The organism is Streptomyces sp. TAA040 (assembly GCF_000424845.1).
Genome location: NZ_AUKR01000013.1, coordinates 19,150 through 44,713 on the forward strand (window position 1 = coordinate 19,150; position 25,564 = coordinate 44,713).

Below are 25,564 nucleotides of genomic sequence, written 5' to 3' on the forward strand. Positions count from 1 at the left end.
CCGTTGGCGGCGGGAACCCGCAGATGGGACCGCACGTTGAAGCGGGAAGACAGCGGACCGTGTCGGTGGCCGATTCTCGGGAGCCGGTGGAAGGGGACGGGACCAAATGCTGGCCAAAAATACTTATCCGGAGCTAACGGGCGAGGTGGCTATGGTAGGTGCTCCACTGGACACCACCAGAGCAAACAGGGGAGGTGCGGCTCCGGGCGGGGGCCGGGGGATGCTGAGGCGTCTCCGACGGTCGACCGCCGAGCCAACATCCGTGACCTACACCGCTGACCGTCGTCACGCCACCGATCCCGCGCCCTCCGCACCGGCCACGACTGCGACCTTCGCCACCGGTGCGGACAGCGCGGCGTGGACCCCTCCCTCCTGGGAGGAGATCGTCAGCACGCACAGCGCGCGGGTCTACCGCCTCGCCTACCGGCTCACCGGCAACCAGCACGACGCCGAGGACCTCACCCAGGAGGTCTTCGTCCGGGTGTTCCGGTCGCTGTCCACCTACACCCCGGGCACCTTCGAGGGCTGGCTCCACCGCATCACCACCAACCTCTTCCTGGACATGGTGCGCCGCAAGCAGCGGATCCGCTTCGACTCCCTCGGGGACGACGCCGCGGAGCGGCTGCCCAGCCGGGAGCCCTCCCCGCAGCAGCACTTCAACGACACCCACTTCGACGCCGACGTCCAGCAGGCGCTCGACACCCTGGCGCCGGAGTTCCGGGCCGCCGTGGTGCTCTGCGACATCGAGGGGCTCTCCTACGAGGAGATCGCCGCCACTCTCGGCGTCAAGCTCGGCACGGTCCGCAGCCGCATCCACCGCGGCCGCTCGCACCTGCGCAAGGCCCTCCAGCACCGCTCGCCGGAGCGGCGTGCCGACCAGCGGGCCATGGCCGGGACCTCCGTCGGGGCCCTCGTCCCCGAACCGGAGGGAGGCGGGGTCGCGTGAACGGCGCACCCGAGCCCACCGTGGCCGAGCAGCACCTGGGGGACCGACTCGCCGCGTTGATCGACGGTGAGCTCGACCACGAGGCGCGGGAACGAGTGCTGGCGCACCTGGCGACCTGCCACGGATGCAAGGCCGAGGCCGACGCCCAGCGCAGGGTCAAGAACGTCTTCGCGGACACCGCCCCGCCGATGCCCTCCGACGGCCTCCTGGCCCGCCTGCAGTGCCTGCCGCTCACCGGTGAGGACACCCCCGTCGAGCCGCCGCGGGGCGGTCTGGACTTCTCCTACCTCCCCGCCGGAGAGGCCGGGAGCGTGCTCACCCCGCACCGCGGCTTCCGCGTCCACCGCACCGGCGAGGCCGGGCGCGCCGCCTCACGCGGCAGGAGGTTCGCCTTCGCCGCGGCCGGAGCCGTCTCCCTCGCGGCCGTCGCCATCGGCGGAGCAGTGGGGACGGCCGCGCCCAGCGGCTCGGGCGGTGTCCAGAGCGGCCCGGGAGCGGTCCCGCTGCGCACCGCGCCACCCGGCGTGGAGCGAAGCACCGAACGCCGTGCCGGCGGCCGTCTCGGCGACTCCGGGCCCGCGTTGCTCTCCGTGGCGAACGGCCCGACGATCGCCCCCTCGCCGCGCGAGGTCCGCAACCCGGACGGCCTGGCCCTCGGGCCGGTCTCCGCCGGGCGTACGAGCCTGTTCCGGTCCGCCGGGCTGCTGACGCCGCCGTCGCTGATGGTGCCGTTCGGCCGGGCGACACAACTGCCCCGGCCCCAGCCCCAGCCCGTGCCGCTCCCGGACCCGGCCGGCAGCAGCTCACCGATAGCGGCCTCCCAGGAGCGCTGATCGACACCGGGTGCTCGCTGCGCGGCCCGGCGCACACCTGGTTCAATGCCTTGTCACGGTTCGTACGGATCGCCGGCTCGGCCCGGTGCGGCGGTGGCCACGGGACGGCTCTTCGGGCGGCGTCCGGTGGCCACCCGCCCACGGGTGTCGGCGCAGCGCCCGTCGCCGGCACAGCAGCGGGGGAAGGGCGAGGTGTGGGGAGAGCATGGACGAGGCAAGGGTCGGCGGTATGAGGCCGAGGTGGTGGAAGCGCCCGCAGGGACCGGCGGACGCGTCCGCCGGACACGCGGGCGCCCGAGCCACCGCCGACCCGGTGGCCGGAGGGCTGCCGGCCCAGGCGGGGTCGCCTCGCGCCGTGCAGCGGCCGCTGCACGGCGAGGACCCGTACGGAACCCCGCCGTACGGCGGTCCGGGTCCGTGGGCGCCCGCGCCGCCGGTGCAGCGGCCTCCGGCGGACCCCACCCCGCCGTCCGGTACGCCTTTCACGGCGCCCTCGGCCGCCGCCGAGGACGGAGAGCCCGCAGCGCCGGGCCCGGACGCCCCCGCCCCCGTCCCAAAGGCGGGTGACCCCGTCCCGGAGGCGCCCGCCGCCGAGCCCCCGCCCGGTCCGCCCGCCTCGGTCCCGCCGCCGCAGGCGCCCCCGCCCACCGCTCCGCCCGTCGCGCAGCCAGGGTCGGCGTGGCCCGGATACGACCCGTGGGCGGGCGGGCCGGAGCCCGAGCTGGTGGCACCGCCGGGACCGCGGTCGAGGCGCCGCTCCCTCGCCGTAGGGGCACTGGCTCTGGCGCTGCTAGCCGGTGCGGTCGGCAGCTGGGTCGGGATGGCCCTGGAGCGCAGCGGGGGATTCGGTGACGTCACCCTGCCGCAGGCGCAGCCGGGCACGGTCGAGCGGGCCGACGACAGCGTCGCCGGCATAGCCGCCGCCGCGCTGCCCGGAGTGGTCACCCTGCATGTGGACGGCGGTGGCGAGCAGGGCACCGGGACGGGCTTCGTGCTCGACGACCGCGGCCACATTCTCACCAACCAGCACGTGGTGGGACCTGCGGGCTCCGACGGCCGGATACGCGTCACCTTCAGCAGCGGCGAGACCGCGGGGGCCCGGCTGGTCGGCGGCGACGGCGGGTACGACCTCGCCGTCGTCAAGGTGGACAGCGTCGCGAACCTCAGCCCGCTGCCGCTGGGTGACTCCGACTCCGTGCGGGTGGGGGACCCGGTGGTGGCCATCGGCGCGCCCTTCGACCTGGCCGGCACGGTCACCTCCGGGATCATCAGCGCGAAGGAGCGGCCGATCACCGCCGGAGGGCGGCAGGACGGCAGCGACGTCAGCTACGTGGACGCCCTCCAGACCGACGCGCCGATAAACCCCGGCAACTCCGGCGGCCCGCTGATGGACGCGGGCGGCCGGGTGATCGGGGTGAACAGCGCCATCCGCGCCGCCGACCAGGGCATCGGCTCCCCGGGAGAGCAGCAGAGCGGCTCCATCGGGCTCGGCTTCGCCATCCCGGTCAACCAGGCCACCCGGGTGGCCGAGGAGCTGATCAACACCGGTCGGGCCACCCATCCGGTGATCGGCGTCAGCGTCGACGTCTCCGCGGCGGAGGACGGCGCCCGGGTCGGAACCCGGGACGGTTCCGGGACGGCCGTCGTGCCCGGGGGCCCGGCCGACGAGGCGGGTGTGCGGGAGGGCGACGTGGTCACCGCGGTGGACGGCGCCCGGGTGCGGACGGGGGAGGAGCTGATCGTGAAGATCCGCAGCCACCGCCCCGGCGACCTGCTAGAGCTGACCGTGCGGCGGGACGGCGAGGAACTCTCCCTCGACGTCACGCTCGGCAGCTCCGGGGGCGGCTGACCGCATGCCGCGGCCGCGACCCGGCCGCACCCCGGGTGCCACCGGGGGCGGCCGGGCGGCGGTGTTCGCACGGGTGTCTCCCGCCGTTGCCGGTGGGCCAGGTACCGTGAGGCTGACGGGGTCCCGTCGGCGTCGCGCCGGGGTCATGGACCAGTGAAGGAGCGGCAGGGTGTTCTTCGACATTGGAGCGCTTGAGCTGATCGTGCTCATCGTGCTCGCCGTGCTCGTCTTCGGACCCGAGAAGCTGCCGAAGGTGATCCAGGACGCCGCGTCGTTCATCCGCAAGGTGCGCCAGTTCTCCGACAGCGCGCGGGACGACATCCGCAGCGAGCTCGGTCCCGAGTTCAAGGACTTCGAGTTCCAGGACCTGCACCCCAAGCGCTTCGCGCAGAAGCACCTGATGGAGAACGAGGAGCTGGGGCTCAGGGAGATCCGCAACAGTTTCGACATGCGCAAGGAGCTGGCCGAGGTCGGCGACGCCGTGGACATCAAGAAGAACGGCTCCGCCGCGGGGAACGCGGCCGGGACCGGCGCCGCGGCCGACCTCTCGGACCGGTTGCGCAAGAAGGAACCGCGGGCCGCGGTGGAGCCGCCTCCGTTCGATGCGGATGCCACCTGACGCCTGTTTGTACGCCCCCCGCCACCCGTTGTGATTCCTCTCATCCTGCGGCATGCCCGACACAACCCTTCCGGGTGGCTATCCTCCCTGTGTCCGGGGTCGGGCCGTCCGAGGGGGGCAGGCCGCCCACGACGCAGGGCAACAAGGAGGCTTCGCGCAGATGGAGACGACCAGTCGGACGGACGCGCCGCAGCGCGTGACCGCCGCGCCCGCTCCGGGGCGCACGGTGGACGGCTACCGAGCGGCCGGATTCCCGTGGTACGGCCTGGATGACGCGTACACCGGGCCCCGCTGGCTGATGCAGGTCGGCGCGGGCGCGGACGGCACCGTGGAGCACGGCGCCACCGGACACGGCGAGGAACCGTCCTGGCGGGCGGAGACCAGCCCCGAGGAGCAGCGGTTCGCCGTGGTGGTGACGGTGGCGAGCCGGCCGGTCAGACGCAGCGCCGACGGCACCGGGGTGCTGGAGGCGACCTCCGTGTCGTCCTCGGCGTGGCTGGCGGGTTCGGGGCTGCTGTCCTGCACCTGGCCCTCCCAGATGGAGCGGGCGCTGCGGCAGGACTGGCTCGACCAGCAGACCGACATCGCCTGGGACCTCGCCGACCACCTCGACGGCGACGGCTGGTCCACCCTCTCGCTGCCGGTGGACGGCGTGCCGACCGACTTCCGCTACCGGGAGTCGGAGTACGGCTGGGTGCTGGCGGGCGCGGCGGGCACGGACGTGCACCTGGGCGCCTACGGCCGGGGTCTGAGCGCCTACGGGCTCGGCTTCTCGGTGATCGAGGACCTCGCGGCGTACGCGCGGTGAAAACGGCCCCGGCGGTGCCCCCGCCGGGACGGTCCGGGCGGGGGCGACCGTCCCCGCCCGTCGGAGCGGCGGGACGGGCCCCGCCGCCGCTCGCCCGGACGTCAGCCGGACCCCGGGGCGCCGGAGGGGCGCGGCCCTCAGAACTTGTTGGTCGGGGTGAGCCCCAGCGACATCCCGGTCAGACCGCGCTCGCGGCCGCCGAGCTTCCCCGCGACCGAGCGAATCGCCGCTCCGGCCGGCGACTCCGGGTCGGTGAGCACGACCGGCTTGCCCTCGTCACCGCCCTCCCGCAGTCGTACGTCGATCGGGATGGCACCGAGCACCGGCACCTGGGACCCGGTGGTCCTGGTCAGCCCCTCGGCGACCCGCTGGCCGCCGCCGGTGCCGAAGACGTCGATCATCTCGTCGCAGTGCGGGCACGGCAGGCCGGACATGTTCTCCACCACGCCGACGATCTTCTGGTGCGTCTGCACCGCGATCGACCCCGCGCGTTCGGCGACCTCGGCCGCCGCCTGCTGCGGCGTGGTGACCACGAGGATCTCGGCGTTCGGGATCAACTGCGCCACCGAGATGGCGATGTCGCCCGTACCGGGCGGCAGGTCGAGGAGCAGGACGTCCAGGTCACCCCAGTAGACATCGGCGAGGAACTGCTGGAGCGCACGGTGCAGCATCGGCCCGCGCCACACCACGGGGGCGTTGCCGGGAGTGAACATGCCGATCGAGATGACCTTCACCCCGTTCGCCGAGGGCGGCATGATCATGTCGTCCACCTGGGTGGGGCGGCCTTCCGCGCCCAGCATCCGGGGCACGGAGTGGCCGTAGATGTCGGCGTCCACCACTCCGACCTTGAGGCCGTCGGCGGCCATCGCCGCTGCCACGTTGACCGTGACCGAGGACTTGCCGACGCCGCCCTTGCCCGAGGCCACGCAGTACACGCGGGTCAGCGAGTTCGGCTGGGCGAAGGGCACCTCGCGCTCGGCCTGGCCGCCACGCAGCGAGTTCCGCAGCTCCTTGCGCTGCTCGTCGCTCATCACGTCCAGCTCGACCTCGACGCCGGTCACCCCGGGCACGCCCTGGACGGCCTCGGTCACCCGGGAGGTGATGGTCTCCCGCATCGGGCAGCCCGAGACGGTGAGGTAGATGCCGACGGCGACCGCGCCGTCGGCCGCGATGTCGACGGATTTCACCATGCCCAGATCGGTGATCGGCCGGTGGATTTCCGGGTCGTCCACCGTCGCGAGCGCGCTGCGCACCGCGTCCTCGGTGGGCGCTGATCCGTACGTGTCGGTAGCCATACGACGATGGTACGGCGCCGGTGCCGCCGTGCCGAAAGCCCCGGGGCGGCCTGCCGCGCCCAGTGGCCGCGGCAGGGGATAGGGTGCGGGTGCTCCGGCCTCGTCACACCAGGAGGAACAGCCGACGTGACAGCAAGTGCTCGCACCCGGCGTGCGGTTCTGGCGGGAGCCGCCTGTGCGGGGCTCGTGCTGAGCGGCTGTGCCGGGGAGGATCCGGACGCCGGGACGAACGGGGTCGGGAAGCTCCCCGCCGAGAAGATCGAGCAGCGGGCGCTGAAGGCCGCCGAGTCGGCGGAGGCGGTCCGGCTCTCCGGCAGTGTGACCAGCCAGGGGCGCACCTACCGGCTCGACATGCGGCTGGGCACCGGCGGCGGGGTGGGCGAGGTCGCCGCCGAGGGCGGTTCCCGGTTCGAGCTGCTCCGGGTGGAGAAGGACCTCTTCCTCAGGGCGGACGCGGACTTCTGGGTGCACCAGGAGAAGGACGGCGAGGAGCTCTCCGAGAGCGACCGGGCCGCCGCGGGGAAGCTGGAGGGGAAGTACGTGAAGGTCCCGTCCGGCGATCCGGCCTACGACCAGTTGAGCGGTTTCACGGAGCTGGGCGTCATGATGGACGGCCTGCTCGTCCTCGACGGCAAGCGCGAGACCGGGGAGCGCACCGAGGTGGACGGGAAGCGGACCATCCGGGTGGTGGCCGGCGAGGGGGCGGGCGGGAAGCTCGACGTGTCGCTCATGGGCACCCCGTACCCGCTGCGGCTGGAGCGCGGCGGAAACGGCGGCGTGGTGGAACTGGGCGAGTGGAACAAGGAGTTCACGCTGCGCGCACCAGAGAGCGATCAGGTGGTCGACTACGGCAAGAGCATCACCGCGGACGACTGACCGGTGCGGCGGACCCCGTCCGCACGGGCCCCGTCCGCACGGGCCCCGTCCGCACCAGCCTCAGGAGTGCTTGCGGCGGCGGAACAGCAGTGCGGGCAGGGCGGCGGGCGCGGGCTCGCGGGTCGTCGCCGGGGTGGGCAGCGGGACCGCGTGCGAGGGGGTGTCCGGAACCGCGCCGGGCTGCTCGACCAGGTCGCCGGCAGGTTCCAGCCGCAGCACGCGGCACTCGCGCGCCCACCGCTCGGGCAGCGTTTCGGTGTCCGGCGCGTTGAGCCGCTTGCCCCGCAGCTCCTCGACCGCGGCCGTCCACGACGTGCTGTGCGGCTGCGGCTCGGCCACCCGCGCGGGCCAGACCACCAGCCGCCCGCCCTTGTCCTTGCTGCGCACCGAGACCGTCGCGGCGCCGCCGTCCACCAGTCCCAGACCGGTCAGCGGCTGCTCGCGCACCCCGGCGGCGCCGGGGCCCCCGGACTCGGACTCCCCGCCCGCGGCTCCCACCAGGCACACCGCGCCGTCCTGCCACACGTGCCACAGGGGCCGGGCCGGTCCCTGTGGGCCGCGGACCCAGACCATCGCGGACTTCTTGGCGGACTCCTCGATGAGCGCCCGTGCGAAGAGCGGCAGCGCGGCTGACTCGGTCATGGGGCGAGCCTATCGCGCGGGCCGTCCCGGACCGCGGACGGTCAGTACCGCGAACCCGGTATGCGCCTTACGCTGGGCTCTGCGAAAACCCCGGGCCAGACGTTCGGGGCGGACGTTCGAAGAAGATCCCCGAGAGGAGCACCCGTGCCATCCGTCGAGCAGCGCGACCCCGGCGCGCGCAGGCCGTCCGGCCGCACCGGCGGAGCCGCGCCCGGCACTCCCGGCACGGGCGTGGACCTCTTCCTGCTCGCGGTCGCCGTCTCCGGTATCTCGCTCTCCGCCCCGCTCATCGCGGCGACCGCGGCCCCGGCCCTGGCCATCGCCTTCTGGCGGAACGCCATGGCCGTGGGGGTGCTCGCGCCCGTGGCCCTCCTCCGGCACCGCGCCGAGCTGCGCGGGCTGAGCCGCCGCACCCTGCTGCTCGCCGGCGCCGCCGGTGCCCTGCTGGCCCTGCACTTCGCCCTGTGGCTGCCGAGTCTGCACATGACCTCGGTCGCCTCCTCCACCGCGCTGGTGACCACCACCCCGATCTGGACCACGGTGCTGCTCCGGCTGCGCGGGCACCGGCCGCCGTCGATGGTCTGGGCCGGCACCGCCGTCGCCTTCGCCGGGGTGCTGCTGCTGACCGGCGTCGACCTCTCGCTCTCGCCGCGCGCCCTCGCCGGCGACGCCCTCGCCCTCGCCGGCGGGATGGCGGCGGCCGGGTACGTGCTGCTCGGCGCGGAGGTGCGGCGGACGGTCTCCACCACGACGTACACCTTCGTCTGCTACACGACGACTGCCCTGCTCCTGCTCGTCGCCTGCTTGTTGTCCGGAGCGGACCTCGGGGCCGGCTACAGCGGCGAGACCTGGCTGAAGCTGGCCGTGCTGACGCTGGCAGCGCAGTTGCTCGGCCACTCGCTGATGAACCGGGTGGTGCGCGGGCTCGGTCCCTCGGTGACCTCGACGGCCATCCTGCTGGAGACGCCGGGTGCGGCCGTCATCGCGGCTCTCTGGCTCGGGCAGACGCCGCCCGCGGTCGCCTACCCGGCACTCGCGGTGATCATGGTCGGTCTGCTCGTGGTGCTGCGCGGATCGGCCCGGGGCACCGCACCGCGGGCCGCTGTCCCGGTACCGGTGGCACCGGCGGAGGCACCGGCCGAGGGACGGCGGCAGCGCACCGGGAGCGCCGACCGCACGTGACCCCTGCACGGACGCGGCCCGTGCCGGCAGCCGCCCGCGTCCGTGCGTGGTCGGGCGGCCCTCGCCGACAGCCCCGGTTCCGCGGGATCAGAGCCAGCCGTTGCGCCGGAACCCGCGGTGGATCGTGTAGCAGATGACCACGATGGAGCAGAGCACCACCGGGTAGCCGTACCTCCAGCGCAGCTCCGGCATGTAGTCGAAGTTCATCCCGTAGACGCCCGCGATCATGGTCGGGACGGCGAAGATGGCCGCCCATGCAGTGATCTTCCGCATGTCCTCGTTCTGCGCGACGGTCGCCTGTGCCAGGTTCGCCTGGAGGATCGAGTTGAGCAGGTCGTCGAAGGAGAGCACCTGCTCGTTGACCCGGGTCAGGTGGTCGGCGACGTCCCGGAAGTAGTTCTGGATGTCCGGGTCGATCACCCGCATCGGGCGCTCGCTGAGCAACTGCATCGGGCGCAGCAGCGGCGAGACCGCCCGCTTGAAGCCCAGCACCTCGCGCTTGAGCTGGTAGATGCGGCCCGCGTCACCGCCTCGGGCGGACTTGCCGCCCGGCGGCGAGAAGACGTCCGTCTCCACCTCGTCGATGTCGGTCTGCACGGCGTCGGCGACGGCGAGGTAGCCGTCCACCACCTGGTCCGCGATGGCGTGCAGGACCGCGGACGGGCCCTTGGCCAGCAGCTCCGGGTCGTCCTCCATCCGGTGCCGCAGGGCCCGCAGCGAGCCCTGTACGCCGTGCCGGACGGTGATGATGTAGTCGCGGCCGGTGAAGCACATCACCTCGCCGGTCTCCACCACCTGGCTGCTGGCGGTCAGTTCGGCGTGCTCGACGTAGTGCAGCGTCTTGATCACGGTGAAGACGGAGTCGTCGTACCGCTCCAGCTTCGGCCGCTGGTGTGCCTGGACGGCGTCCTCCACGGCCAGCGGGTGCAGTCCGAACTCCTGGGCGATGCCGGAGAACTCGTGCTCGGTGGGCTCGTGCAGCCCTATCCAGACGAACTCCTGCCCGCCGCCGGCCCGGACCCGGTCCAGGGCGTCGGCCGGGGAGAGTTGCTCCTCGCAGCGCCGGCCCGCCCGGTAGACGGCGCAGTCCACCACGGCGCTGGGGACGGCGTGCCCGCCACGTCCGGCGTCGCAGGAGTCGTACGGACGTCCGCGCCCCCGGCGGCGGGCGGGGCGGACGGCGGCACGCAGGTCACGGATCATCGACATGCTGGGCTCCTTCGCGAAGGTCGCGCGGAAACGAGCCGTCAGCGGCGGGAGGGGTACTGCACTGTCCGGATTGAGGGCCTACGGCAGTGCCGGGCGCAGGCGTCCGGGGCCGGAAGTCCTCAAAGCGGGCACCGCGGACTCAGCGCCGCTGCCGGAGTGAGGGGTGACTGCTATTGCACGGTCGACTTGGATCCATGTGAGTCCCCACCTCCTCCGGTCGATCCCCGTTGGGGGATGATGTGCGCCAGCCTTGACAGACGGTTCACGGTAACACCGTCATCCTGCCGGAATGACTGATTCCGGCCTGTTGCGGCCGCTTCTTTTCCCAAAACTCACAGGACCTAAACTCGCCACATGACAAAAGTTCTCGAACTGGTCGAGGCCCGGCTGGGAGCGGTGCTCGGCGAACCCGACGCCAGGGCCGCCGTCACCTTCGTCGGAACCGACCGCGTCGAGGTACTGCGCTTCGGCCACGACGGCCCGGACGGCCCGGTCGTCCGCTACGTCACGCTCGGCATGTCCGCAGCCCCGATGGCCGACCCCGTCGCGGCGCTGGCCGATCCGGAGCGCGGCCCGCGGGCCGAACTCCTGCTCTCCGTGCGGGCGGTGCCCACCGAGACCGCCGACACCGACAAGGTGCTGCGGGGGCTGGCGGTGCTCGCGGCGTCCCCCCAGGTCGAGGGCGTCGTCGTGGCGCCCGGGGCGTCCCTCGACCTCGGTGGGCCGCTGTGGCCCGGAGCGCCCTTCAGCTCCGTCCTGGTCGCGGAGCCCGGCGGAGTGGTGCCCGACCTCGCCCTGACGGAGCCGCTGGAGCCGGTGCGCTTCCTGCCACTCCTGCCGATGACCGGCAACGAGGCTGCGTGGAAGCGTGCCAGGGGTGCCGAGGCCCTCCGGGAGCGCTGGCTCGCGCACGGCACGGACCTGCGCGACCCGGTGCGCCGATCGGTACCCCTGGCCGGGTGATCGTCCTTGACGAAGCCGCCCCGGGGTAGGACCGTGGTGCTTCATGAGGGGCGAACCCAGTTGCCCGAAGTGCGGTGGCCGGGTCAGGGCGCCCGGTCTCTTCTCCGACGCCTGGCAGTGCGACGTGCACGGCACGGTGCACCCGCTCCAGCCCGTGATACCGCCGAGCGTCGACGCACTGGGCGTCGTCGTCAACCGCACCCGCGTCCCGGTGTGGATGCCGTGGCCGCTCCCGGTCGGCTGGCTGTTCAGCGGTGTGGTCTGCGCCGGTGACGACCGCAGCGGCGGACGCGCCACGGCTGTCGCCTGCTCCGGCCCCGCCCCGCTCGGCGGGCCGGGCGAGCTGATCCTCGTCGCGGAGGAACTCGGCGTCGGCCTCGGAGCCCGGTACGCGGGCCTCCCCGGGCCCGACCCCGGTCCGTACCTGGAGGTCGACAAGCCGCCGCACGCCAAGGTGCTCGCCGCCGGCCGACCCACGCCCCTGTGGAACGTCCGGGGCGTCCCCGACGATCGGGCGGTCTTCGCCGGGGAGGCGTGCGGTCTCTGGCTGTGGGCGGTCGTCTGGCCCGCCGAGTCCGGGCTGCTGATGTACGACGAACTGGTGCTCACCGACCTGCGGGACGCCGGGGCAGAGAGAGACCTGCTGCCTTGCGGCGCCCTCTCGCCGCGCATCCTCGGCTGAACCGGCCCGTCCCCGCGCCCGGGGCGGGCGCCGGACGGCGGGGACGGCGGTTGCTCTACCCTGGGACCGGCAACCGGCCCGGCCCCTCCGGCCGCCGGGAGCGCCCGCCGACCGACCATCCGCCGTCCCACGCCGCTGGAGCACCGCCGTGCGCATCGACCTGCACACCCACTCCACCGCTTCCGACGGCACCGACAGCCCGGCCGAGCTGGTGCGCAACGCCGCAGCCGCCGGACTGGACGTGGTGGCGCTCACCGACCACGACACGGTGGCCGGCCACCGCGAGGCAGCCGAGGCCCTGCCGCCCGGCCTCACCCTCGTCACCGGAGCGGAACTGTCCTGCCGGCTGGACGGGGTCAGCCTGCACATGCTGGCGTACCTCTTCGACCCGGAGGAGCCCGCGCTGGCGGCCGAGCGCGAGCTGGTGCGCGACGACCGGGTCCCGCGCGCCCGCGGCATGGTGGCCAGGCTTCGGGAACTCGGCGTCCCCGTCACCTGGGAGCGGGTGCGGGAGATCGCTGGCGACGGCGCCATCGGGCGCCCGCACATCGCCACGGCGATGGTCGAGGCCGGTGTCGTCACCTCTGTCTCGGACGCCTTCACTCCGGAGTGGATCGCCAACGACGGCCGCGCCTACGTGGACAAGCACGAACTCGACCCCTTCGACGCGCTCCGGCTGGTCAAGGGAGCCGGGGGTGTGGCCGTCTTCGCCCATCCGCAGGCGGTCAAGCGCGGCGAGTGCGTTCCGGAGGAGGCGATCGGCAAGCTCGCCGAAGCCGGTCTGGACGGCCTGGAAGCCGACCACATGGACCACGACCCGGCGACCCGGACGCGGATGCACGCGATGGCCGCGGACCTGGGGCTGCTCGCCACCGGGTCCAGCGACTACCACGGCAGCCGGAAGACCTGTGTCCTGGGCGAGCACACCACCGCCCCCGAGGTCTACGCGGAGATCGCGGCCCGGGGCTCCGGCGCCGCCCCGCTGACCGGCTGAACCGCCGCTCGCCGTCGGGCGCCCGACGCCCGCCCCCTTCCCGTGCCTTCTCCCCGGCCCCCCGCGGCCCCGGCCGACCGCGTGCGCGGCGGCCCCGATCCCTTGCGGCACGCGGTGCCCCACTGCCCGCCGTCCGCTCCGCTTCCCTCACCCAAGGCACCGCCATGATCGACTTCGCCGTATTCGGCTCGCTCTTCCTCACCCTCTTCGTGATCATGGACCCGCCGGGCGTCACCCCGATCTTCCTGGCCCTCACCTCCGGACGGCCGGTGAAGGTGCAGCGCCGGATGGCCTGGCAGGCGGCGCTCGTCGCGTTCGGCGTCATCGCGCTGTTCGGGCTGTTCGGCAAGCAGATCCTGGACTACCTGCACGTTTCGATGCCCGCCCTGATGGTCGCCGGCGGTCTCCTGCTGCTGCTCGTGGCACTCGATCTGCTCACCGGCAAGACGGACGAGCCGCAGCAGACCAAGGAGGTCAACGTCGCCCTGGTGCCGCTCGGCATGCCGCTGCTCGCCGGGCCGGGAGCGATCGTCTCGGTGATCCTGGCCGTCCAGCGGGCCGACGGCGTCGAAGGCCAGGCGGCCGTCTGGGCTGCCATCGTCGCGATGCATCTGGTGCTGTGGCTGACGATGCGCTACTCGCTGGTGATCGTCCGGCTGATCAAGGAGGGCGGAGTGGTGCTGGTCACCCGGCTTTCCGGCATGCTGCTCTCGGCCATCGCTGTGCAGCAGATCGCCAACGGCGTCACCCGGTTCGTCCAGGGCGGCTGAACCGCCGCCGGACCCGCCGCCCCGGGGCGCCGCCCGTCGTCCGTGACGGAGGGGAGGCCGCGTTCCCCGCCGCTCCGCGGGGCGCCGCCCGCACGGAGCCGGTCGGCGCGGCTGAGGCGTCATTCCGGGCGGTCGAGCCAGAACGCCTCCAGCGCCGACGCGGTGGCCTCCGGCTGCTGGGCGGCGGGGGAGTGCTCGGCCCCCGCGACGATCCCGCGCCGCGCCCCCAGCCGTGCGGCCATCGTGTCCATCTCCTCGACGGGCCAGGCGTAGTCGACCGCGCCCGACAGCACCAGCACGCGCAGCGGCACCTCGGCCAGGGCGTCCACCCGGTCGGGCTCCTCGCTCAGTCGGCGTCCCGTCGCCAGCAACTGCGCCGGCGCGGTGGCCAGCCACCGCTCGCGCAGGAAGTCGTTCACCTCGGAGAGAGTGGCCTCGTCGGCCGCCTCCGGCGGGTCGAGCTGCCGCATGGCCTGCCACACCTCGGGCATGCCCATCGCGCCCAGCGCCGCGATCAGCAGCCGCAGCCGCTCGCGCTGGCCCGGGCCGACGGCCGCCGGGCCGCTGCTCATCAGTGTGAGCGAACGGAACGGGGCGTGGTCCCGCAGTACCGCGGCCCGGGCGATCAGCCCGCCGAACGAGTGGCCGACCAGATGTACCGACCCGCCGAGCGCCGCCGCCTGCGCCAGCAGGTCCGCGGCGAGCTCGTGCAGCGCGTAGGCGGCCTCCTCGTCCGGCCCCCCGGACTCGTACTGACCGCGGCCGTCCACCGCGACGACCCGGAAACCGGCGTCGGCGAGCGGGCCGAGGACCGCGAGGAAGTCCTCCTTGCTGCCGGTGAACCCCGGTACCAGCAGGGCGGTGCCCCGTCGGGCGGAGCCCGCGTCCAGTACGGCGAAGTCCCCGCGCGCGGTGGGCAGCCGACCGGACCGTGCGCCGGGCGGCAGTCTCAGAGACGGCGGCTTGCTCATACCGGGGACGCTACCGCTCGCGCCGGACGGTCCGTCGACCGGCCCGGCGGCGTGCCGGCGCACGCGAAGAGGCCGGCCCATCGCGGGCCGGCCTCTTCTGGTGGTGCTGTGCGAGGTGCGCCGCGTCGCCGTGGGGTGGCGCCCTGCCTACGGGGCCCGTGGGCCCCTGCCGCCGGTGTCCCGTCCTCGTTCAGGCGGTGGCAGCGTCACCCGGGGCCGAGGCGGCGGCGCCGGCCGAACGGGTGCGACGGCGGCGCCGCGGTTTGCGGGCCTCGTCCCCGGAGCCCGCCTCGGGTCCGGGTGACGCCGCCGGGGTGTCGGCTGCCGCCGCTGCGGGGGCGGAGGCCGCGGGGGCCGCTCCGGCGGGCGCGGGGGCGCCGGAGGACCCGGAACGCGAACGCCGGCGGCGCCGGGGCTTCGCCGGAGCGGAGGCACTCTCGGCGCCGCTCTCGGCGGCGGGGGTCTCGGCGGCCGGGGTGCCGCCGCCCTCCGCGGACTGCCCGCCGCGGGTGCGGCGGCGCTGCCGCGGGGCCCGGGTGCGTGCCGGCCGCTCCTCGACGGCTGCCGTCGCGCCGCGTCCGCCGCGGCCGCGGGGCGACTCGCCCAGGTCCTCTACTTCCTCGGCGGAGAGACCGGCCCTGGTCCGGTCGGTCCTGGGCAGTACGCCCTTGGTGCCGGCCGGGATGCTGAGCTGCTCGTAGAGGTGCGGCGAGGTGGAGTAGGTCTCCTCCGGGTCGGAGAGGTTCAGCTCCAGCGCCTTGTTGATCAGCTGCCAGCGCGGCAGGTCGTCCCAGTCGACGAGCGTGATCGCGATGCCGGAGTTGCCGGCCCGACCGGTGCGGCCGATGCGGTGCAGGTAGGTCTTCTCGTCCTCGGGGGTCTGGTAGTTGATCACGTGGGTGACCCCCTCGACGTCGATCCCGCGGGCAGCGACGTCAGTGCAGACGAGGACGTCCACCTTGCCGTTGCGGAAGGCGCGCAGCGCCTGCTCGCGAGCGCCCTGGCCGAGGTCGCCGTGCACGGCCCCGGAGGCGAAGCCCCGGCGCGCGAGCTGGTCGGCGACGTCGGCGGCGGTGCGCTTGGTGCGGGTGAACACCATGGCGAGCCCGCGGCCCTCGGCCTGGAGGATTCGGGCGACCATCTCCGGCTTGTCCATGTTGTGCGCGCGGAAGACGTGCTGCTTGGTGTTGGCAACCGTGGCGCCCAGGTCGTCCGGGGCCGTCGCCCTGATATGGGTGGGCTGCGCCATGTAGCGGCGGGCCAGTGAGATCACCTGGCCGGGCATCGTCGCCGAGAACAGCATCGTCTGCCGCTTCCCGGGGAGGTGCTGGATGATCTTCTCGACGTCCGGCAGGAAGCCGAGGTCCAGCATCTCGTCCGCCTCGTCGAGGACGAGCGACCTGACGTGGGAGAGGTCCAGCTTGCGCTGACCGGCAAGATCGAGCAGGCGGCCGGGGGTGCCGACGACGACGTCCACGCCCTTCAGGAGGGCCTCGACCTGGGGCTCGTAGGCCCGGCCGCCGTAGATCGGCAGGACCCGCACGTTGCGGACCTTGCCCGCGGTGAGCAGGTCGTTGGTGACCTGCTGGCAGAGCTCGCGGGTGGGGACGACCACGAGTGCCTGCGGGGCCACGGTGAGCTGCTCGGGCGTCGCCCGGCCCGCCTCGACGTCCGCTGGGACGGTGACGGCCTCCAGCAGCGGGAGCCCGAAGCCCAGGGTCTTGCCGGTGCCGGTCTTGGCCTGGCCGATGACGTCCATTCCGGTGAGGGCCACCGGAAGAGTCAGTTCCTGGATGGGGAAGGGGGTCAGAATGCCGACGGCTTCAAGTGCCTCGGCGGTTTCGGGGAGGATTCCGAGGTCTCGGAACGTGGTGGTGGACAGGATGCTTGCCTCTTCTGTGAGACGCGGCACCAGGCGGCGAGGCGGGTCGTACCGCGCCCGCGCGCTCTTCGGCGCAGCGCAGGACCACTAGCTCTCGCTCAAGCGCTTGCACCGCGCGAGCGGCCCCTCAGCCGGAGGGGAGGGCGGTCTGGTCGGAGCCGATCGTGCCACCGACCGGGCATCCGCATTCGTGAGCACGCCCGTCGCAACAGGCGGACTCCATATCACTGTACCCCGAATCCTCGCGGCTGTACCGGGGCGATTGTTCCGCAGGCGGCACGAAAGCAGACAGAGGTGTGCTCCGATGGGGTTTCGCAGCAGGTGAGGGGGATATCGTGCGCAGCATGGAGACGTCTGACACCTCAGGGGTCCCGGACCCGTCCGGGACCGAGTCGCAATCCGCCGCGGCCGGTGGGCCGCGGCCCACGCCCTCCGCGGCCTCCGTACCGGTTGCGATCGCCGAGCAGGACTGGGAGACCGCCGCACGCGAACCGCAGTACCGCGAGGCCGTGGTCGACCTGCTGGGAGTCCTCGCCTACGGCGAGCTGGCGGCCTTCGAGCGGCTCGCCGAGGACGCCAAGCTGGCCCCCTCGCTGGCGGACAAGGGCAGACTGGCCGCGATGGCGTCCGCCGAGTTCCACCACTTCGACACCCTGCGGGAACGACTGACGGCCATCGACGCCGACCCGACGCGGGCCATGGAGCCCTTCGTGGCCTCGCTCGACGAGTTCCACCGGCAGACGGCGCCCTCGGACTGGCTGGAAGGGCTGATCAAGGCCTACGTCGGGGACTCCATCGCCTCGGACTTCTATCGCGAGGTGGCCGTCCGGCTGGATTCCGACACCCGGGCGCTCGTGCTGCGGGTGCTCGCCGACACCGGGCATTCCAGCTTCGCGGTGGAGCGGGTGCGGGCCGCGATCGAGGCCGACCCGCGGGTGGGCGGCCGGCTCGCCCTGTGGGGGCGGCGGCTGATGGGGGAGGCGCTCTCCCAGGCCCAGCGGGTCGTCGCCGAGCGGGACGCGCTGTCCACCATGCTCGTCGGCGGTGTGGCGGGCGGCTTCGACCTGGCCGAGGTGGGGCGGATGTTCTCCCGGATCACCGAGGCGCACACCAAGCGGATGGCGGCCCTCGGTCTGGCCGCCTGACCGGACCTGACCGTTTGACCGGGCCGGGGCGTCAGCCCCCCAGCGGAGCGGTGGTCGGCGCGGGCCGCCGGACGTCCAGCAGGAGCGAGGTCAGCGCGACCGCTACCGCCACCGCCAGGAGCGAGGCGAGCAGCAGGTTCCCCGGGCCGAGCACCGCGCGGGTCACCAGGCCGCCCAGCGCGCCGGCGCCGGCGCCGGTGGCCAGCAGCAGTGGACGGCTGCCGAACCGGTGTGGCAGCCAGCGCAGGGCGGCCACTGCCACCACCAGTCCGAGGGTCACGGAACTGAGTGTCTCCGCGAGCATGGCGGCCTCCCGATCCGGTGGGCAAAGCAGGACGTTCCCGGTCTACCCAACCCGCCCGGCGTACGAAACGGCGGCCGGGAGGAATCATCTCCCGGTCGCCGTCCGCGGGGCTGTTCGGTGCTGTGCGCTTGCGTCAGCCCGCGCCGAACCCCACCCTCCGGGCCGTCGACTCGCCGATGTCGACGTACGCCAGCCGGTCTGCCGGCACGAGTACCTTGCGTCCGTGCGCGTCCACCAGGCTGAGCAGACCGGTCTTCCCGGTCAGCGCCTCGGCCACGGTGCTCTCGATCTCCTCGGGAGACTGCGTGCTCTCCAAGGTGAGCTCGCGGGGCGCGTGCTGCACGCCGATCTTGACCTCCACGCCTATGTCCTTCCGACGGTCAGTGGGGTGCGCGGTCAGCCGCGCTGTACCCGGCCCACACTAGCCCGCATCCGGTGCCGGTCGGCGCGGCTCCCGCCACGCCGGAAGCGAACACCGGCCCGGGGCGGCCGCTCACTCGTGCAGGGGGAAACCCGCGATGCCCCGCCAGGCCAGCGAGGAGATGAGTTCCGCGGCGGTGTCGCGCGGGATCTTGCGCCCGGAACCGAGCCAGTAGCGGGCCGTGATCTGCGCCAGTCCGCACAGGCCGACCGCCAGGAGCTCGGACTCGTCCGCCGGGAGGTCGGTGTCCTCAGCGATCACCGCGGTGACCGCCTCCGCGCACTCCAGGCTCACCCGGTCGACCCGCTCCCGCACGGCCGGCTCGTTCGTCAGGTCGGACTCGAAGACCAGCCGGAAGGCGCCGCCTTCGTTCTCCACGAACGCGAAGTAGGCTTCCATGGTCGCCGTGACGCGGAGCTTGTTGTCCGTGGTGGAGCTCAGCGCGGCGCGCACGTCCTGGAGCAGCGCCTCGCAGTGCTGGTCCAGCAGCGCCATGTAGAGGTCGAGTTTTCCGGGGAAGTGCTGGTAGAGCACCGGTTTGCTGACCCCGGCGCGGTCGGCGATGTCGTCCATCGCCGCAGCGTGGTACCCCTGCGCGACGAAGACCTCCTGCGCGGCTCCGAGCAACTGGTTGCGCCGTGCCCGGCGCGGCAGGCGCGTACCCCTGGGGCGTGCCTCGGTCTGCTCGATGGCTGTCACGCCGCCTCCCTGGATCGTTCTGCGCGCGAAGTGCCCGCACGGGCCATCGTACTTTTGGGTAACCGGACTGTGCGCCACGGAGCGGCAGTTTTCCACTCCGCGGCCGCCCCGGAGAGGATTCAGCGATAATCCTCCTCATCGACCTCCACGGTCCTGGCCTGCTCGGCGGCGTCCGCGGGGTCCACCGCGGCGACCGGGGCGTCCGGGTCGCCGCCCACCCTCTGCATGGTCGCGTCCTCCGCTGGGCCGACCTCGGCGTACTGCTCGGCGGCGTCCGCCTCGGGCACCTCCAGGCCGGGCCGCGCGGCCTCCTCGTCGGCGGGCGTCCGCAGCGCGGAGCCGGCGTCGAGGGTGGTGTTCGGGTCGGTGGGGTCGACGGTCATGGGGGCTCCCCTTTCCGGACGGTCCGACCGCTCGCGGCAGTGCCGGAGCGGTGGTCGTCCGTTCGTACGGCCTGCCTCCGCGGCCGCCGCGGAGGCTGTGACGGCGAACACGTGAGTCCGGGCGTGATCGCCCCGTAATATTGCGGCCATGGCTTCTACTGACGAGTCGGGTACCCCGCGTGCCGTGCCGCATGTCATGGAACCGCCGACCGGATCGGTGGACGAGGCCGGCGAGACGCTGCGCACGGTGGAGGTGGCCGGTCGGCGCCTCGCGGTGCGCAGTCGCGTGGAGCAGCCGGAGGGCCTGCCGCCGGCGCTGTACGTGCACGGCCTCGGCGGATCTTCGCAGAACTGGTCCGAGCTGATGGAGGTGCTCGCCGACCGTGTGTACGGCGAGGCGCTCGATCTGCCGGGGTTCGGCCACTCCGAGCCGCCGGCGGACGGCGACTACTCGGTGACGGGCCACGCCCGGGCCGTCATCCGCTACCTGGAGGCGTCCGGCCGCGGTCCGGTCCACCTCTTCGGGAACTCGCTGGGCGGAGCGGTCGCCACCCGGGTCGCGGCGCTCCGCCCCGACCTGGTCCGCACCCTCTCGTTGGTCTCCCCGGCGCTGCCGGAGCTGCGTCCGCAGCGGTCGGCGCTGCCGACCGCGCTGCTCGCGGTCCCCGGTGCCCCCCGGCTGTACGCCCGCCTCACCCGCGGCTGGACGGCCGAGCGGCGCACCCGCGAGGTGATGGCGCTGTGCTACGGCGATCCCGGAGGGGTGCGGCCCGAGGGCTTCGCCCGCGCTGTCGCGGAGTACGAGCGCCGGTTGGGCCTGCCCTACTTCTGGGAAGTCATGGCGCACTCGGCCCGAGGAGTCGTCAATGCCTATACGGTGGGCGGTCAGCATTCCCTGTGGCGCCAGGCGGAACGGGTGATCGCTCCGACCCTGCTGGTCTACGGCGGGCGTGACCGGCTGGTCGCGCCCCGGATGGCGGGCCGGGCGAGCAGAGCCTTCCGGGACTCCCGGTTGCTGTTCCTGCCGGAGGCCGGGCACGTGGCGATGATGGAGCACCCCAAGACAGTGGCGGGGGCTTTCCTGGACATGGCCGGCACCGCGGGTGAGGCATCCGAGACGGCAGGAGTTGAGGCGCATCGTGGGACGCCATAGCCGCCCGCGGCGACCGGGGGACGGTGCCACCGGGACGCCGTCCCCCCCCGGTGAGCGCGATGCCGCCGCAGGACGCGGCCCCTCCGGGGAGCCGTCCACCCCCGCCCACGGCAGCCCCCGGCCGCTGGGCCCGCTGATACCACCGCAGTACCCGCGTGCCGGCGCCGGTACGCCGCCCGGCAGTGTGCCGGCGCGTGGCGGCCATCCGCAGCACCCCGAGCCGGGCTCCGGGCCGTACGGCAACCCCCGGCGGGGCCCCGGGCCAGGAGGCCCCGGGCCCGGTACCCCGGGGCACCGCGGCGGCCCGCGGCAGGACTATCTGGACGCGTTCGACGGGCACTCGACCGGCGGCGAACGCCCGCCGTACGGCGGGCCCGGCGGCGCGGCGCGCCGGGGCACCCGGCCGGCCGCCGTACCGCACGACGGGTCGTTCGACGGCTTCGCCGGCGGTCACGACCCGGAGGCGGCGCGCGGCGCGGAGCCCGGCGACGGGTCGGACGGCTCTGACACGGGGCCCGGCGATGACCCGTGGACGCGGCTGGACGAGCCCGGCGACTTCAGCCGCGGCCGGGCGGGCCGGACGGTGACCGGGGTGGGGGCCGCCGCGCTCACGACGGTACTGGCGCTCCTGGTCGCGGGGCAGGTCGCCGAGGAGCGCAGCAACGGCGGTCCGGCCCTCGCGGAGGACGGGGCCCGTGCCGGCGAGGAGCAGGCCTCCCGGTCGGACGGGCGCGGCCCCGAGGTCACGGCGACGCCGGAGCCGCCCCCGCTGACCTACGAGGAACTGCTGGCCGAGCCGGCGCCGGTGGATCCCGAGCTGACCGGTTCGGGGAAGTTCACCGCCTCGGCCGGCCGCGACAAGGGGGCGGGCGAGGGCACCCGCGTGACCTACCGCGTCGACGTGGAGCAGGGGCTCGACCTGGACGCCGGGATGTTCACCCGGGCGGTGCACGAGACGCTCAACGACGCACGCAGTTGGGCCCACGAGGGCGCGCGGACCTTCGAGCGCGTCCCCTCGGGCTCGGTGGACTTCGTGATCACGCTGGCCAGCCCCGGCACGACCGCGGAGTGGTGTGCGAAGTCGGGTCTGGACACCACCGAGGACAACGTGTCCTGTGACTCGGCCTCCACCGAGCGCATCATGATCAACGCCTATCGCTGGGGGCAGGGCTCCGAGACCTTCGGTGACACGCGCCTGCGGGAGTACCGGCAGATGCTCGTCAACCACGAGGTGGGCCATCGGCTCGGTTTCGGGCATGTCGACTGCCCGAAGGACGGTGCCCTGGCGCCGGTGATGATGCAGCAGACCAAGTTCCTGGAGGTCGGTGGCGCCACCTGCCGGCCGAACGCCTGGCCGTTCCCCGACGCCTGAGGCCGCCCCGCACCGGCCGGCGACGCGGGGGCCGGTGCGCGGCGGCGTCCCCGACGGAGCGCGGGGACCGCGCCCGGCACGTCCTCCGTCCGAGCGAACGCTCTACCGGCGGAAAAGTCACGCTTCTTCACCCCTTTCGGTGGCGCGGCGGACAACCGTCCATCACGGCACCGCGTCACCCGCATACCTTCTTCCCGCGACGCCACGCCAGTGGCCCAGCGGAGCGGCGAAGGATGATCGGGGGGTGCGTTCATGCGTATCGCGATACTTACCGAGGGTGGCTACCCGTTCGCGCGCGGTCAGTCCGCGGCGTGGTGCGACCGGCTCGTGCACGGGTTTCCCGGACACGAGTTCGAGGTGTACGCGCTCAGCCGGAGCCGCCGTCAGGAGGAGGGCGACCGCCGGCCGCTGCCCGCGCACGTGCGACGGGTGCGGACGGCCCCGCTGTGGGGCCCGGGTGCCGAGGGAGGCCGGAGCCCGGGCCGTCGGGAGCGCCGCGCCTTCGCGGAGAACTTCGCGGAGTTCGCGTCCGCGCTGTGCGCCGAGGACGCCCAGGCGGACCGTTTCGCCAACGGCCTGCACGCGCTCGTCCCCCCGGCCGGAGAGCAGTGGGACCTGACCGAACGGCTCCGCTCGGAGGACGCCATCCGCATGCTGGAGAGCGCCTGCCGCGCTCCCGGCACACTGCGCGCCGTGCGCTCGGCCCGCGTCGCCGACCTGCTGCTGATGGCCGAGCGCCTGGAACGGGCGCTGCGTCCGCTGTCGCTGGACTGGTACGGCGCGCACGCCGCGGCATCCGGCGCCGGAGCGCACGACCCGGCGCTCGCCGGCGCGGACCTCTGCCACGTCGTGGGCGGCGGGCCCGCGGCCCTGCCCGGGCTGGTCGCCAAGCGCGCCTTCGGCACACCGCTGCTGGTCACCGAGTACGGCGCACGGTTGCGCGAGCACCACCTCGGCAGCTCCGCCGAGGCGGCCCACGCGGTGCCGCCCGCCGCGGCCGGCGCCCCGGTCAGGGCACTGCTGGCGTCCTTCCAGGGCCGACTGGCCGCGGAGACCTACCGGCAGGCCGACGTGATCACACCGGGGGACCTCCACACCAGGCGCTGGCAGGAGCGCTGCGGCGCCGACCGGCGCCGGTTGCGTACCGTCCACCCCGGCGTGCAGACCGCTCCCTTCGCGGACGTCCCGGAGGACACCGGCCAGGCGCAGCGGGAGCCGACGCTCGTCTGGGCCGGCCGCCCCGGCCCCGGCAAGGACCTGGTCGCCCTGCTGCACGCCTTCCGGGAGGTCCGCCGGAGCGAACCGGGGGCGCGGCTGCTCCTGGTGAACACCGCCGCGGACCACCCCGCGCCGCCGCTGCCGGACGCCGGCGTGCGCTCCCGCCGGAGCACAGCGGGCGGACGGACGTCCCCCGGTGACAGCACCGCGGCCCCCCTCGGGGGCAGCGCGGGCCCCGGGGTCGAGCACGGCACGGGGCCGGCCGACGCGTACTGGGCGCACTGCCGGGCGCTCGCCGCGCACCTGTTCCCCGACGAGGCCCCCGACCCCGCGAGCCCCGGGGACAACCCGGTCGTCTTCACCGACCTCGGGAGCTCCGTCGTGCCCGCCCCGGCGGACGTCCACACGCCCGCCGCGCTCGTGGTCCTCTCCAGCACGGTGGAGGGCTTCCCCTTGCCGCTGGTCGAGGCGATGCTCAGCGGCCGGGCCACAGTCGCCACCGACGTGGGCGCGGTCGGTGAGGTCGTCGGCGGCACCGGACTCGTGGTCCCGCCGGGCAATCCGCGGGCGCTGGCGGACGCGTGCCTCGCCCTGCTCCGCGACCCCGGGCGCCGGGCGTTGCTCGCCGCGGCCGGTCGGACCAGGGCGCACGAGCTCTTCACCGTCGAACAGAATCTCGCGGCTTTTCATGGCATCTACCTGGAGCTGATCTCCCGCTCCCCGGCGCAGGCGCCACCGCGGGCCCCGGGGGCCGCCCGGCCGCGCCCCTTCTCCCGACCGGCCGAGGCCCACGTGCCCGGCCGCTGGGCCGGGGGCCGTACGGAAGCCCGCGCCCCGGGCAGCCACCGCCCCGGCTGGGCCGGGTCCGGTCCGCCCACCCGAGGGCCGGTGCCTCCCGCCCCGGTCGGGGCCGTCGCCGGGGAGGGGGACGGTCGTTGAAGCCCGCCGAACACCGTCCGCGCACTCCGGCGAGCCCGGGCGCCCGGGACACCCGCTCCTCGGGGGCCCTGTCCGCACCGCCGCCCGCGCGGGGCGGCGGTGCGGACAGGGCCGGCCGTCCCCCCGGCCGTCCCGGCACCCCCGGCCGCACCGCGGCCCCGGGACGGCCGGCCGACCCCGTGCGGGAGCTGATGCACCGGCACCGGGGGCTGTGCGAACGAGCCGTGGACCCGCTGGAGATCGCCGCGGGCCTGGAGGCCTCCGGCGTCACCGACCGCACGGCGGCCCGTTTCCGGCACCGCGACGTCTTCGCCCTGGCGGAGGAGCTGTATGCCCGGGTCCCGGGGGTCGCGGCTCCGACCGCGTCCGTCCCCGCCGTACCCGCGCGGGTACGGCGGGGACGCGCCGCGGGCCTGCTGCTGCCCGGCCTGCTCTGCGCCGCCGCGCTCACCGCCGCCTGCGCAGCCTCCCGCGTCGCGCCGGTCGCCGGGACGGTACTGACAGTGGTGGCGGCCGTGCTGGTCGCCGTACTCGTTCCGCTCTGCCTCCGCCGGCGCACGCCCGGCGCGCGGCTCGGCGTCCCGGTCTCCCTCGCCTGCGGCGCGCTGTTCGGCGCGGTGCTCTTCGGCCCGGCGCTGCTGGCCACCGCGTCCGCCGGTCCGGCCGACTCATTCGGGCCGCCCGGCGACCCGGCCGTACTGCTGGGGGCCGCGTCCGCGAGCGTTCCCGCCGCCTGGGGAGCCCACTGGTTCGGACACCGGGTCCGTCGCAGGCTCGCGGGCAGCCGGAGCCTGGACGAGTTCACCGCGGCGGCCCGGCCGCTGCTCGCCGGCGCGGTGCTGCTCCTGCTGGGCGGACTGCTCGCCGTCCAGGGGGCCGTGCACGCGGCCCTCCGCACGGCCGGACAGCCGCCCGTGCGGAGCCTCCCGGCCACCGTCGTGCTGGTCACCGCCCTGGCCGCGGCGCTGTTCGGGGTACTGCTGCTCGTCGCGCACGGCGGCCGGCCCGCGGCCGCGGCCGGCCTGGCGGCCGGCTGCGCGGTGCAGGTTCTGGCCACCGCCTCGGTGGCGGCCGGGAGGCTGTCCGGACTTGAACCGCTCGGTGCCCCCGTCCGGTGGCTGCTCGTCGCGTACGGCCCCACCGGAGTGTCCGCCGCGGCCTGTGCCGTCGCGGCGGTTCTGGTCCTCGTCCCGGCCGCGGTCCGGCCGACCCGAGCCTCCGCCCATCGCCGGGGGCCCCGGTGAGAGGAACCCGGCCGCCCGTCGCGCGCCCCCGCCGCCGCACCCGCGGCGCCTTCGCGCCCGGCCGCCGACCGCTGCCGCGCGCCGACCGCTCCCGTCCGTGCCCGCGCGCCGACCCCACCCAACCCCCGGACCCCACCCGGGCCCCGACCCCGACCGATCCCGCGC

General features: G+C 74.5%; 25 protein-coding genes. 16 read left to right on the forward strand and 9 right to left on the reverse strand.

Annotated elements, in window-relative coordinates:
• The first annotated feature begins 151 nt into the window (after positions 1-151).
• The 5 genes from sigE (at position 152) to H300_RS0113155 (ending at position 5,055) form a co-directional block, all read left to right on the forward strand.
• Complete coding sequence (gene sigE / locus H300_RS0113135; protein WP_078515956.1) at positions 152-946, forward strand: RNA polymerase sigma factor SigE; 795 nt, start codon at positions 152-154, stop codon at positions 944-946.
• Positions 943-1,779: a zf-HC2 domain-containing protein gene (locus H300_RS0113140; RefSeq protein WP_028427801.1), complete on the forward strand. Its 837-nt coding sequence runs from the start codon at positions 943-945 to the stop codon at positions 1,777-1,779. Before sigE ends, H300_RS0113140 begins: the two co-directional genes overlap by 4 nt.
• A 205-nt stretch (positions 1,780-1,984) precedes the next feature.
• Positions 1,985-3,628 carry a trypsin-like peptidase domain-containing protein gene (locus H300_RS0113145; RefSeq protein WP_028427802.1) on the forward strand — a complete coding sequence of 548 codons (1,644 nt, stop codon included), beginning with the start codon at positions 1,985-1,987 and terminating at the stop codon, positions 3,626-3,628.
• A 169-nt stretch (positions 3,629-3,797) separates the two neighbouring features.
• A complete protein-coding gene (locus H300_RS0113150) occupies positions 3,798-4,247 on the forward strand; it encodes a sec-independent translocase (protein ID WP_028427803.1) in 450 nt (149 codons plus the stop codon).
• 160 nt (positions 4,248-4,407) lie between these two features.
• Positions 4,408-5,055: a hypothetical protein gene (locus H300_RS0113155; protein WP_028427804.1), complete on the forward strand. Its 648-nt coding sequence runs from the start codon at positions 4,408-4,410 to the stop codon at positions 5,053-5,055.
• Between the two features lie 137 nt (positions 5,056-5,192).
• On the opposite strand, the gene H300_RS0113160 is transcribed toward H300_RS0113155, so the two are convergent.
• Complete coding sequence (locus tag H300_RS0113160; protein ID WP_078515957.1) at positions 5,193-6,350, reverse strand: Mrp/NBP35 family ATP-binding protein; 1,158 nt, start codon at positions 6,348-6,350, stop codon at positions 5,193-5,195.
• A gap of 126 nt (positions 6,351-6,476) precedes the next feature.
• Here H300_RS0113160 and H300_RS0113165 point away from each other — a divergent pair, with 126 nt between their 5' ends.
• Positions 6,477-7,226 carry a hypothetical protein gene (locus H300_RS0113165; RefSeq protein ID WP_028427806.1) on the forward strand — a complete coding sequence of 250 codons (750 nt, stop codon included), beginning with the start codon at positions 6,477-6,479 and terminating at the stop codon, positions 7,224-7,226.
• 60 nt (positions 7,227-7,286) lie between these two features.
• Here H300_RS0113165 and H300_RS0113170 read toward each other — a convergent pair whose 3' ends face one another.
• Positions 7,287-7,868, reverse strand: a complete 582-nt coding sequence (locus H300_RS0113170) for a hypothetical protein (protein WP_028427807.1) — start codon at positions 7,866-7,868, stop codon at positions 7,287-7,289.
• Positions 7,869-8,012: 144 nt separating this feature from the next.
• On the opposite strand from H300_RS0113170, the gene H300_RS26660 reads away from it, so the two are divergent.
• On the forward strand, positions 8,013-9,050 hold the full coding sequence (locus H300_RS26660) for a DMT family transporter (protein ID WP_486583776.1): 1,038 nt from the start codon (positions 8,013-8,015) through the stop codon (positions 9,048-9,050).
• Positions 9,051-9,137: 87 nt separating this feature from the next.
• Here H300_RS26660 and H300_RS0113180 read toward each other — a convergent pair whose 3' ends face one another.
• On the reverse strand, positions 9,138-10,259 hold the full coding sequence (locus H300_RS0113180) for a magnesium and cobalt transport protein CorA (protein ID WP_028427808.1): 1,122 nt from the start codon (positions 10,257-10,259) through the stop codon (positions 9,138-9,140).
• Between the two features lie 354 nt (positions 10,260-10,613).
• Here H300_RS0113180 and H300_RS0113185 point away from each other — a divergent pair, with 354 nt between their 5' ends.
• The 4 genes from H300_RS0113185 to H300_RS0113200 all read left to right on the forward strand — a co-directional run bounded on the left by H300_RS0113185 (position 10,614) and on the right by H300_RS0113200 (position 13,668).
• Positions 10,614-11,222: a suppressor of fused domain protein gene (locus H300_RS0113185; RefSeq protein ID WP_028427809.1), complete on the forward strand. Its 609-nt coding sequence runs from the start codon at positions 10,614-10,616 to the stop codon at positions 11,220-11,222.
• Positions 11,223-11,265: 43 nt separating this feature from the next.
• The gene (locus H300_RS0113190) at positions 11,266-11,904 is read left to right on the forward strand and encodes a DUF6758 family protein (protein ID WP_028427810.1); all 639 of its coding nucleotides are present in this window, start codon (positions 11,266-11,268) and stop codon (positions 11,902-11,904) included.
• A 148-nt stretch (positions 11,905-12,052) separates the two neighbouring features.
• Positions 12,053-12,898, forward strand: a complete 846-nt coding sequence (locus H300_RS0113195) for a PHP domain-containing protein (RefSeq protein ID WP_028427811.1) — start codon at positions 12,053-12,055, stop codon at positions 12,896-12,898.
• A gap of 164 nt (positions 12,899-13,062) precedes the next feature.
• Positions 13,063-13,668, forward strand: coding sequence for a MarC family protein (locus H300_RS0113200; protein ID WP_028427812.1), 606 nt, complete (start codon positions 13,063-13,065; stop codon positions 13,666-13,668).
• A gap of 119 nt (positions 13,669-13,787) precedes the next feature.
• Here the strand turns inward: H300_RS0113200 and H300_RS0113205 are convergent, their stop codons facing one another.
• Both H300_RS0113205 and H300_RS26665 read right to left on the reverse strand, forming a co-directional pair.
• The gene (locus H300_RS0113205; RefSeq protein WP_028427813.1) at positions 13,788-14,639 is read right to left on the reverse strand and encodes an alpha/beta fold hydrolase; all 852 of its coding nucleotides are present in this window, start codon (positions 14,637-14,639) and stop codon (positions 13,788-13,790) included.
• A 190-nt stretch (positions 14,640-14,829) separates the two neighbouring features.
• On the reverse strand, positions 14,830-16,398 hold the full coding sequence (locus H300_RS26665; protein ID WP_486583816.1) for a DEAD/DEAH box helicase: 1,569 nt from the start codon (positions 16,396-16,398) through the stop codon (positions 14,830-14,832).
• 467 nt (positions 16,399-16,865) lie between these two features.
• Here H300_RS26665 and H300_RS0113215 point away from each other — a divergent pair, with 467 nt between their 5' ends.
• Complete coding sequence (locus H300_RS0113215; RefSeq protein WP_028427814.1) at positions 16,866-17,666, forward strand: ferritin-like fold-containing protein; 801 nt, start codon at positions 16,866-16,868, stop codon at positions 17,664-17,666.
• 31 nt (positions 17,667-17,697) lie between these two features.
• Here the strand turns inward: H300_RS0113215 and H300_RS0113220 are convergent, their stop codons facing one another.
• The 4 genes from H300_RS0113220 to H300_RS0113235 all read right to left on the reverse strand — a co-directional run bounded on the left by H300_RS0113220 (position 17,698) and on the right by H300_RS0113235 (position 19,473).
• The gene (locus tag H300_RS0113220) at positions 17,698-17,946 is read right to left on the reverse strand and encodes a hypothetical protein (protein ID WP_486583778.1); all 249 of its coding nucleotides are present in this window, start codon (positions 17,944-17,946) and stop codon (positions 17,698-17,700) included.
• Positions 17,947-18,103: 157 nt separating this feature from the next.
• On the reverse strand, positions 18,104-18,331 hold the full coding sequence (locus H300_RS0113225) for a DUF3107 domain-containing protein (RefSeq protein ID WP_028427816.1): 228 nt from the start codon (positions 18,329-18,331) through the stop codon (positions 18,104-18,106).
• Positions 18,332-18,463: 132 nt separating this feature from the next.
• Positions 18,464-19,090: a TetR/AcrR family transcriptional regulator gene (locus H300_RS0113230; RefSeq protein ID WP_028427817.1), complete on the reverse strand. Its 627-nt coding sequence runs from the start codon at positions 19,088-19,090 to the stop codon at positions 18,464-18,466.
• Between the two features lie 119 nt (positions 19,091-19,209).
• On the reverse strand, positions 19,210-19,473 hold the full coding sequence (locus tag H300_RS0113235; RefSeq protein WP_028427818.1) for a hypothetical protein: 264 nt from the start codon (positions 19,471-19,473) through the stop codon (positions 19,210-19,212).
• Positions 19,474-19,621: 148 nt separating this feature from the next.
• Between H300_RS0113235 and H300_RS26670 the strand changes: the two genes are divergently transcribed.
• The 4 genes from H300_RS26670 (at position 19,622) to H300_RS26685 (ending at position 25,399) form a co-directional block, all read left to right on the forward strand.
• On the forward strand, positions 19,622-20,626 hold the full coding sequence (locus H300_RS26670) for an alpha/beta hydrolase (RefSeq protein WP_051270011.1): 1,005 nt from the start codon (positions 19,622-19,624) through the stop codon (positions 20,624-20,626).
• Between the two features lie 184 nt (positions 20,627-20,810).
• Positions 20,811-21,998 (forward strand): DUF3152 domain-containing protein, encoded by a 1,188-nt coding sequence (locus H300_RS26675; RefSeq protein WP_051270012.1) that lies wholly within the window; start codon positions 20,811-20,813, stop codon positions 21,996-21,998.
• Positions 21,999-22,250: 252 nt separating this feature from the next.
• Entirely contained in the window at positions 22,251-24,155 is a 1,905-nt protein-coding gene (locus H300_RS26680; protein WP_078515962.1) for a DUF3492 domain-containing protein, read from the forward strand.
• Complete coding sequence (locus tag H300_RS26685; RefSeq protein ID WP_051270013.1) at positions 24,152-25,399, forward strand: hypothetical protein; 1,248 nt, start codon at positions 24,152-24,154, stop codon at positions 25,397-25,399. Before H300_RS26680 ends, H300_RS26685 begins: the two co-directional genes overlap by 4 nt.
• The last annotated feature ends 165 nt before the right edge of the window (positions 25,400-25,564 follow it).

Coding starts and splice junctions, on each gene's coding strand:
- sigE (WP_078515956.1), top strand. CDS start 152: ATGGTAGGTGCTCCACTGGACACCACCAGAGCAAACAGGGGAGGTGCG.
- H300_RS0113145 (WP_028427802.1), top strand. CDS start 1,985: ATGGACGAGGCAAGGGTCGGCGGTATGAGGCCGAGGTGGTGGAAGCGC.
- H300_RS0113155 (WP_028427804.1), top strand. CDS start 4,408: ATGGAGACGACCAGTCGGACGGACGCGCCGCAGCGCGTGACCGCCGCG.
- H300_RS0113160 (WP_078515957.1), bottom strand. CDS start 6,350: ATGGCTACCGACACGTACGGATCAGCGCCCACCGAGGACGCGGTGCGC.
- H300_RS0113170 (WP_028427807.1), bottom strand. CDS start 7,868: ATGACCGAGTCAGCCGCGCTGCCGCTCTTCGCACGGGCGCTCATCGAG.
- H300_RS0113180 (WP_028427808.1), bottom strand. CDS start 10,259: ATGTCGATGATCCGTGACCTGCGTGCCGCCGTCCGCCCCGCCCGCCGC.
- H300_RS0113185 (WP_028427809.1), top strand. CDS start 10,614: ATGACAAAAGTTCTCGAACTGGTCGAGGCCCGGCTGGGAGCGGTGCTC.
- H300_RS0113190 (WP_028427810.1), top strand. CDS start 11,266: ATGAGGGGCGAACCCAGTTGCCCGAAGTGCGGTGGCCGGGTCAGGGCG.
- H300_RS0113200 (WP_028427812.1), top strand. CDS start 13,063: ATGATCGACTTCGCCGTATTCGGCTCGCTCTTCCTCACCCTCTTCGTG.
- H300_RS0113205 (WP_028427813.1), bottom strand. CDS start 14,639: ATGAGCAAGCCGCCGTCTCTGAGACTGCCGCCCGGCGCACGGTCCGGT.
- H300_RS26665 (WP_486583816.1), bottom strand. CDS start 16,398: ATGGACGTCATCGGCCAGGCCAAGACCGGCACCGGCAAGACCCTGGGC.
- H300_RS0113215 (WP_028427814.1), top strand. CDS start 16,866: ATGGAGACGTCTGACACCTCAGGGGTCCCGGACCCGTCCGGGACCGAG.
- H300_RS0113235 (WP_028427818.1), bottom strand. CDS start 19,473: ATGACCGTCGACCCCACCGACCCGAACACCACCCTCGACGCCGGCTCC.
- H300_RS26670 (WP_051270011.1), top strand. CDS start 19,622: ATGGCTTCTACTGACGAGTCGGGTACCCCGCGTGCCGTGCCGCATGTC.
- H300_RS26680 (WP_078515962.1), top strand. CDS start 22,251: ATGCGTATCGCGATACTTACCGAGGGTGGCTACCCGTTCGCGCGCGGT.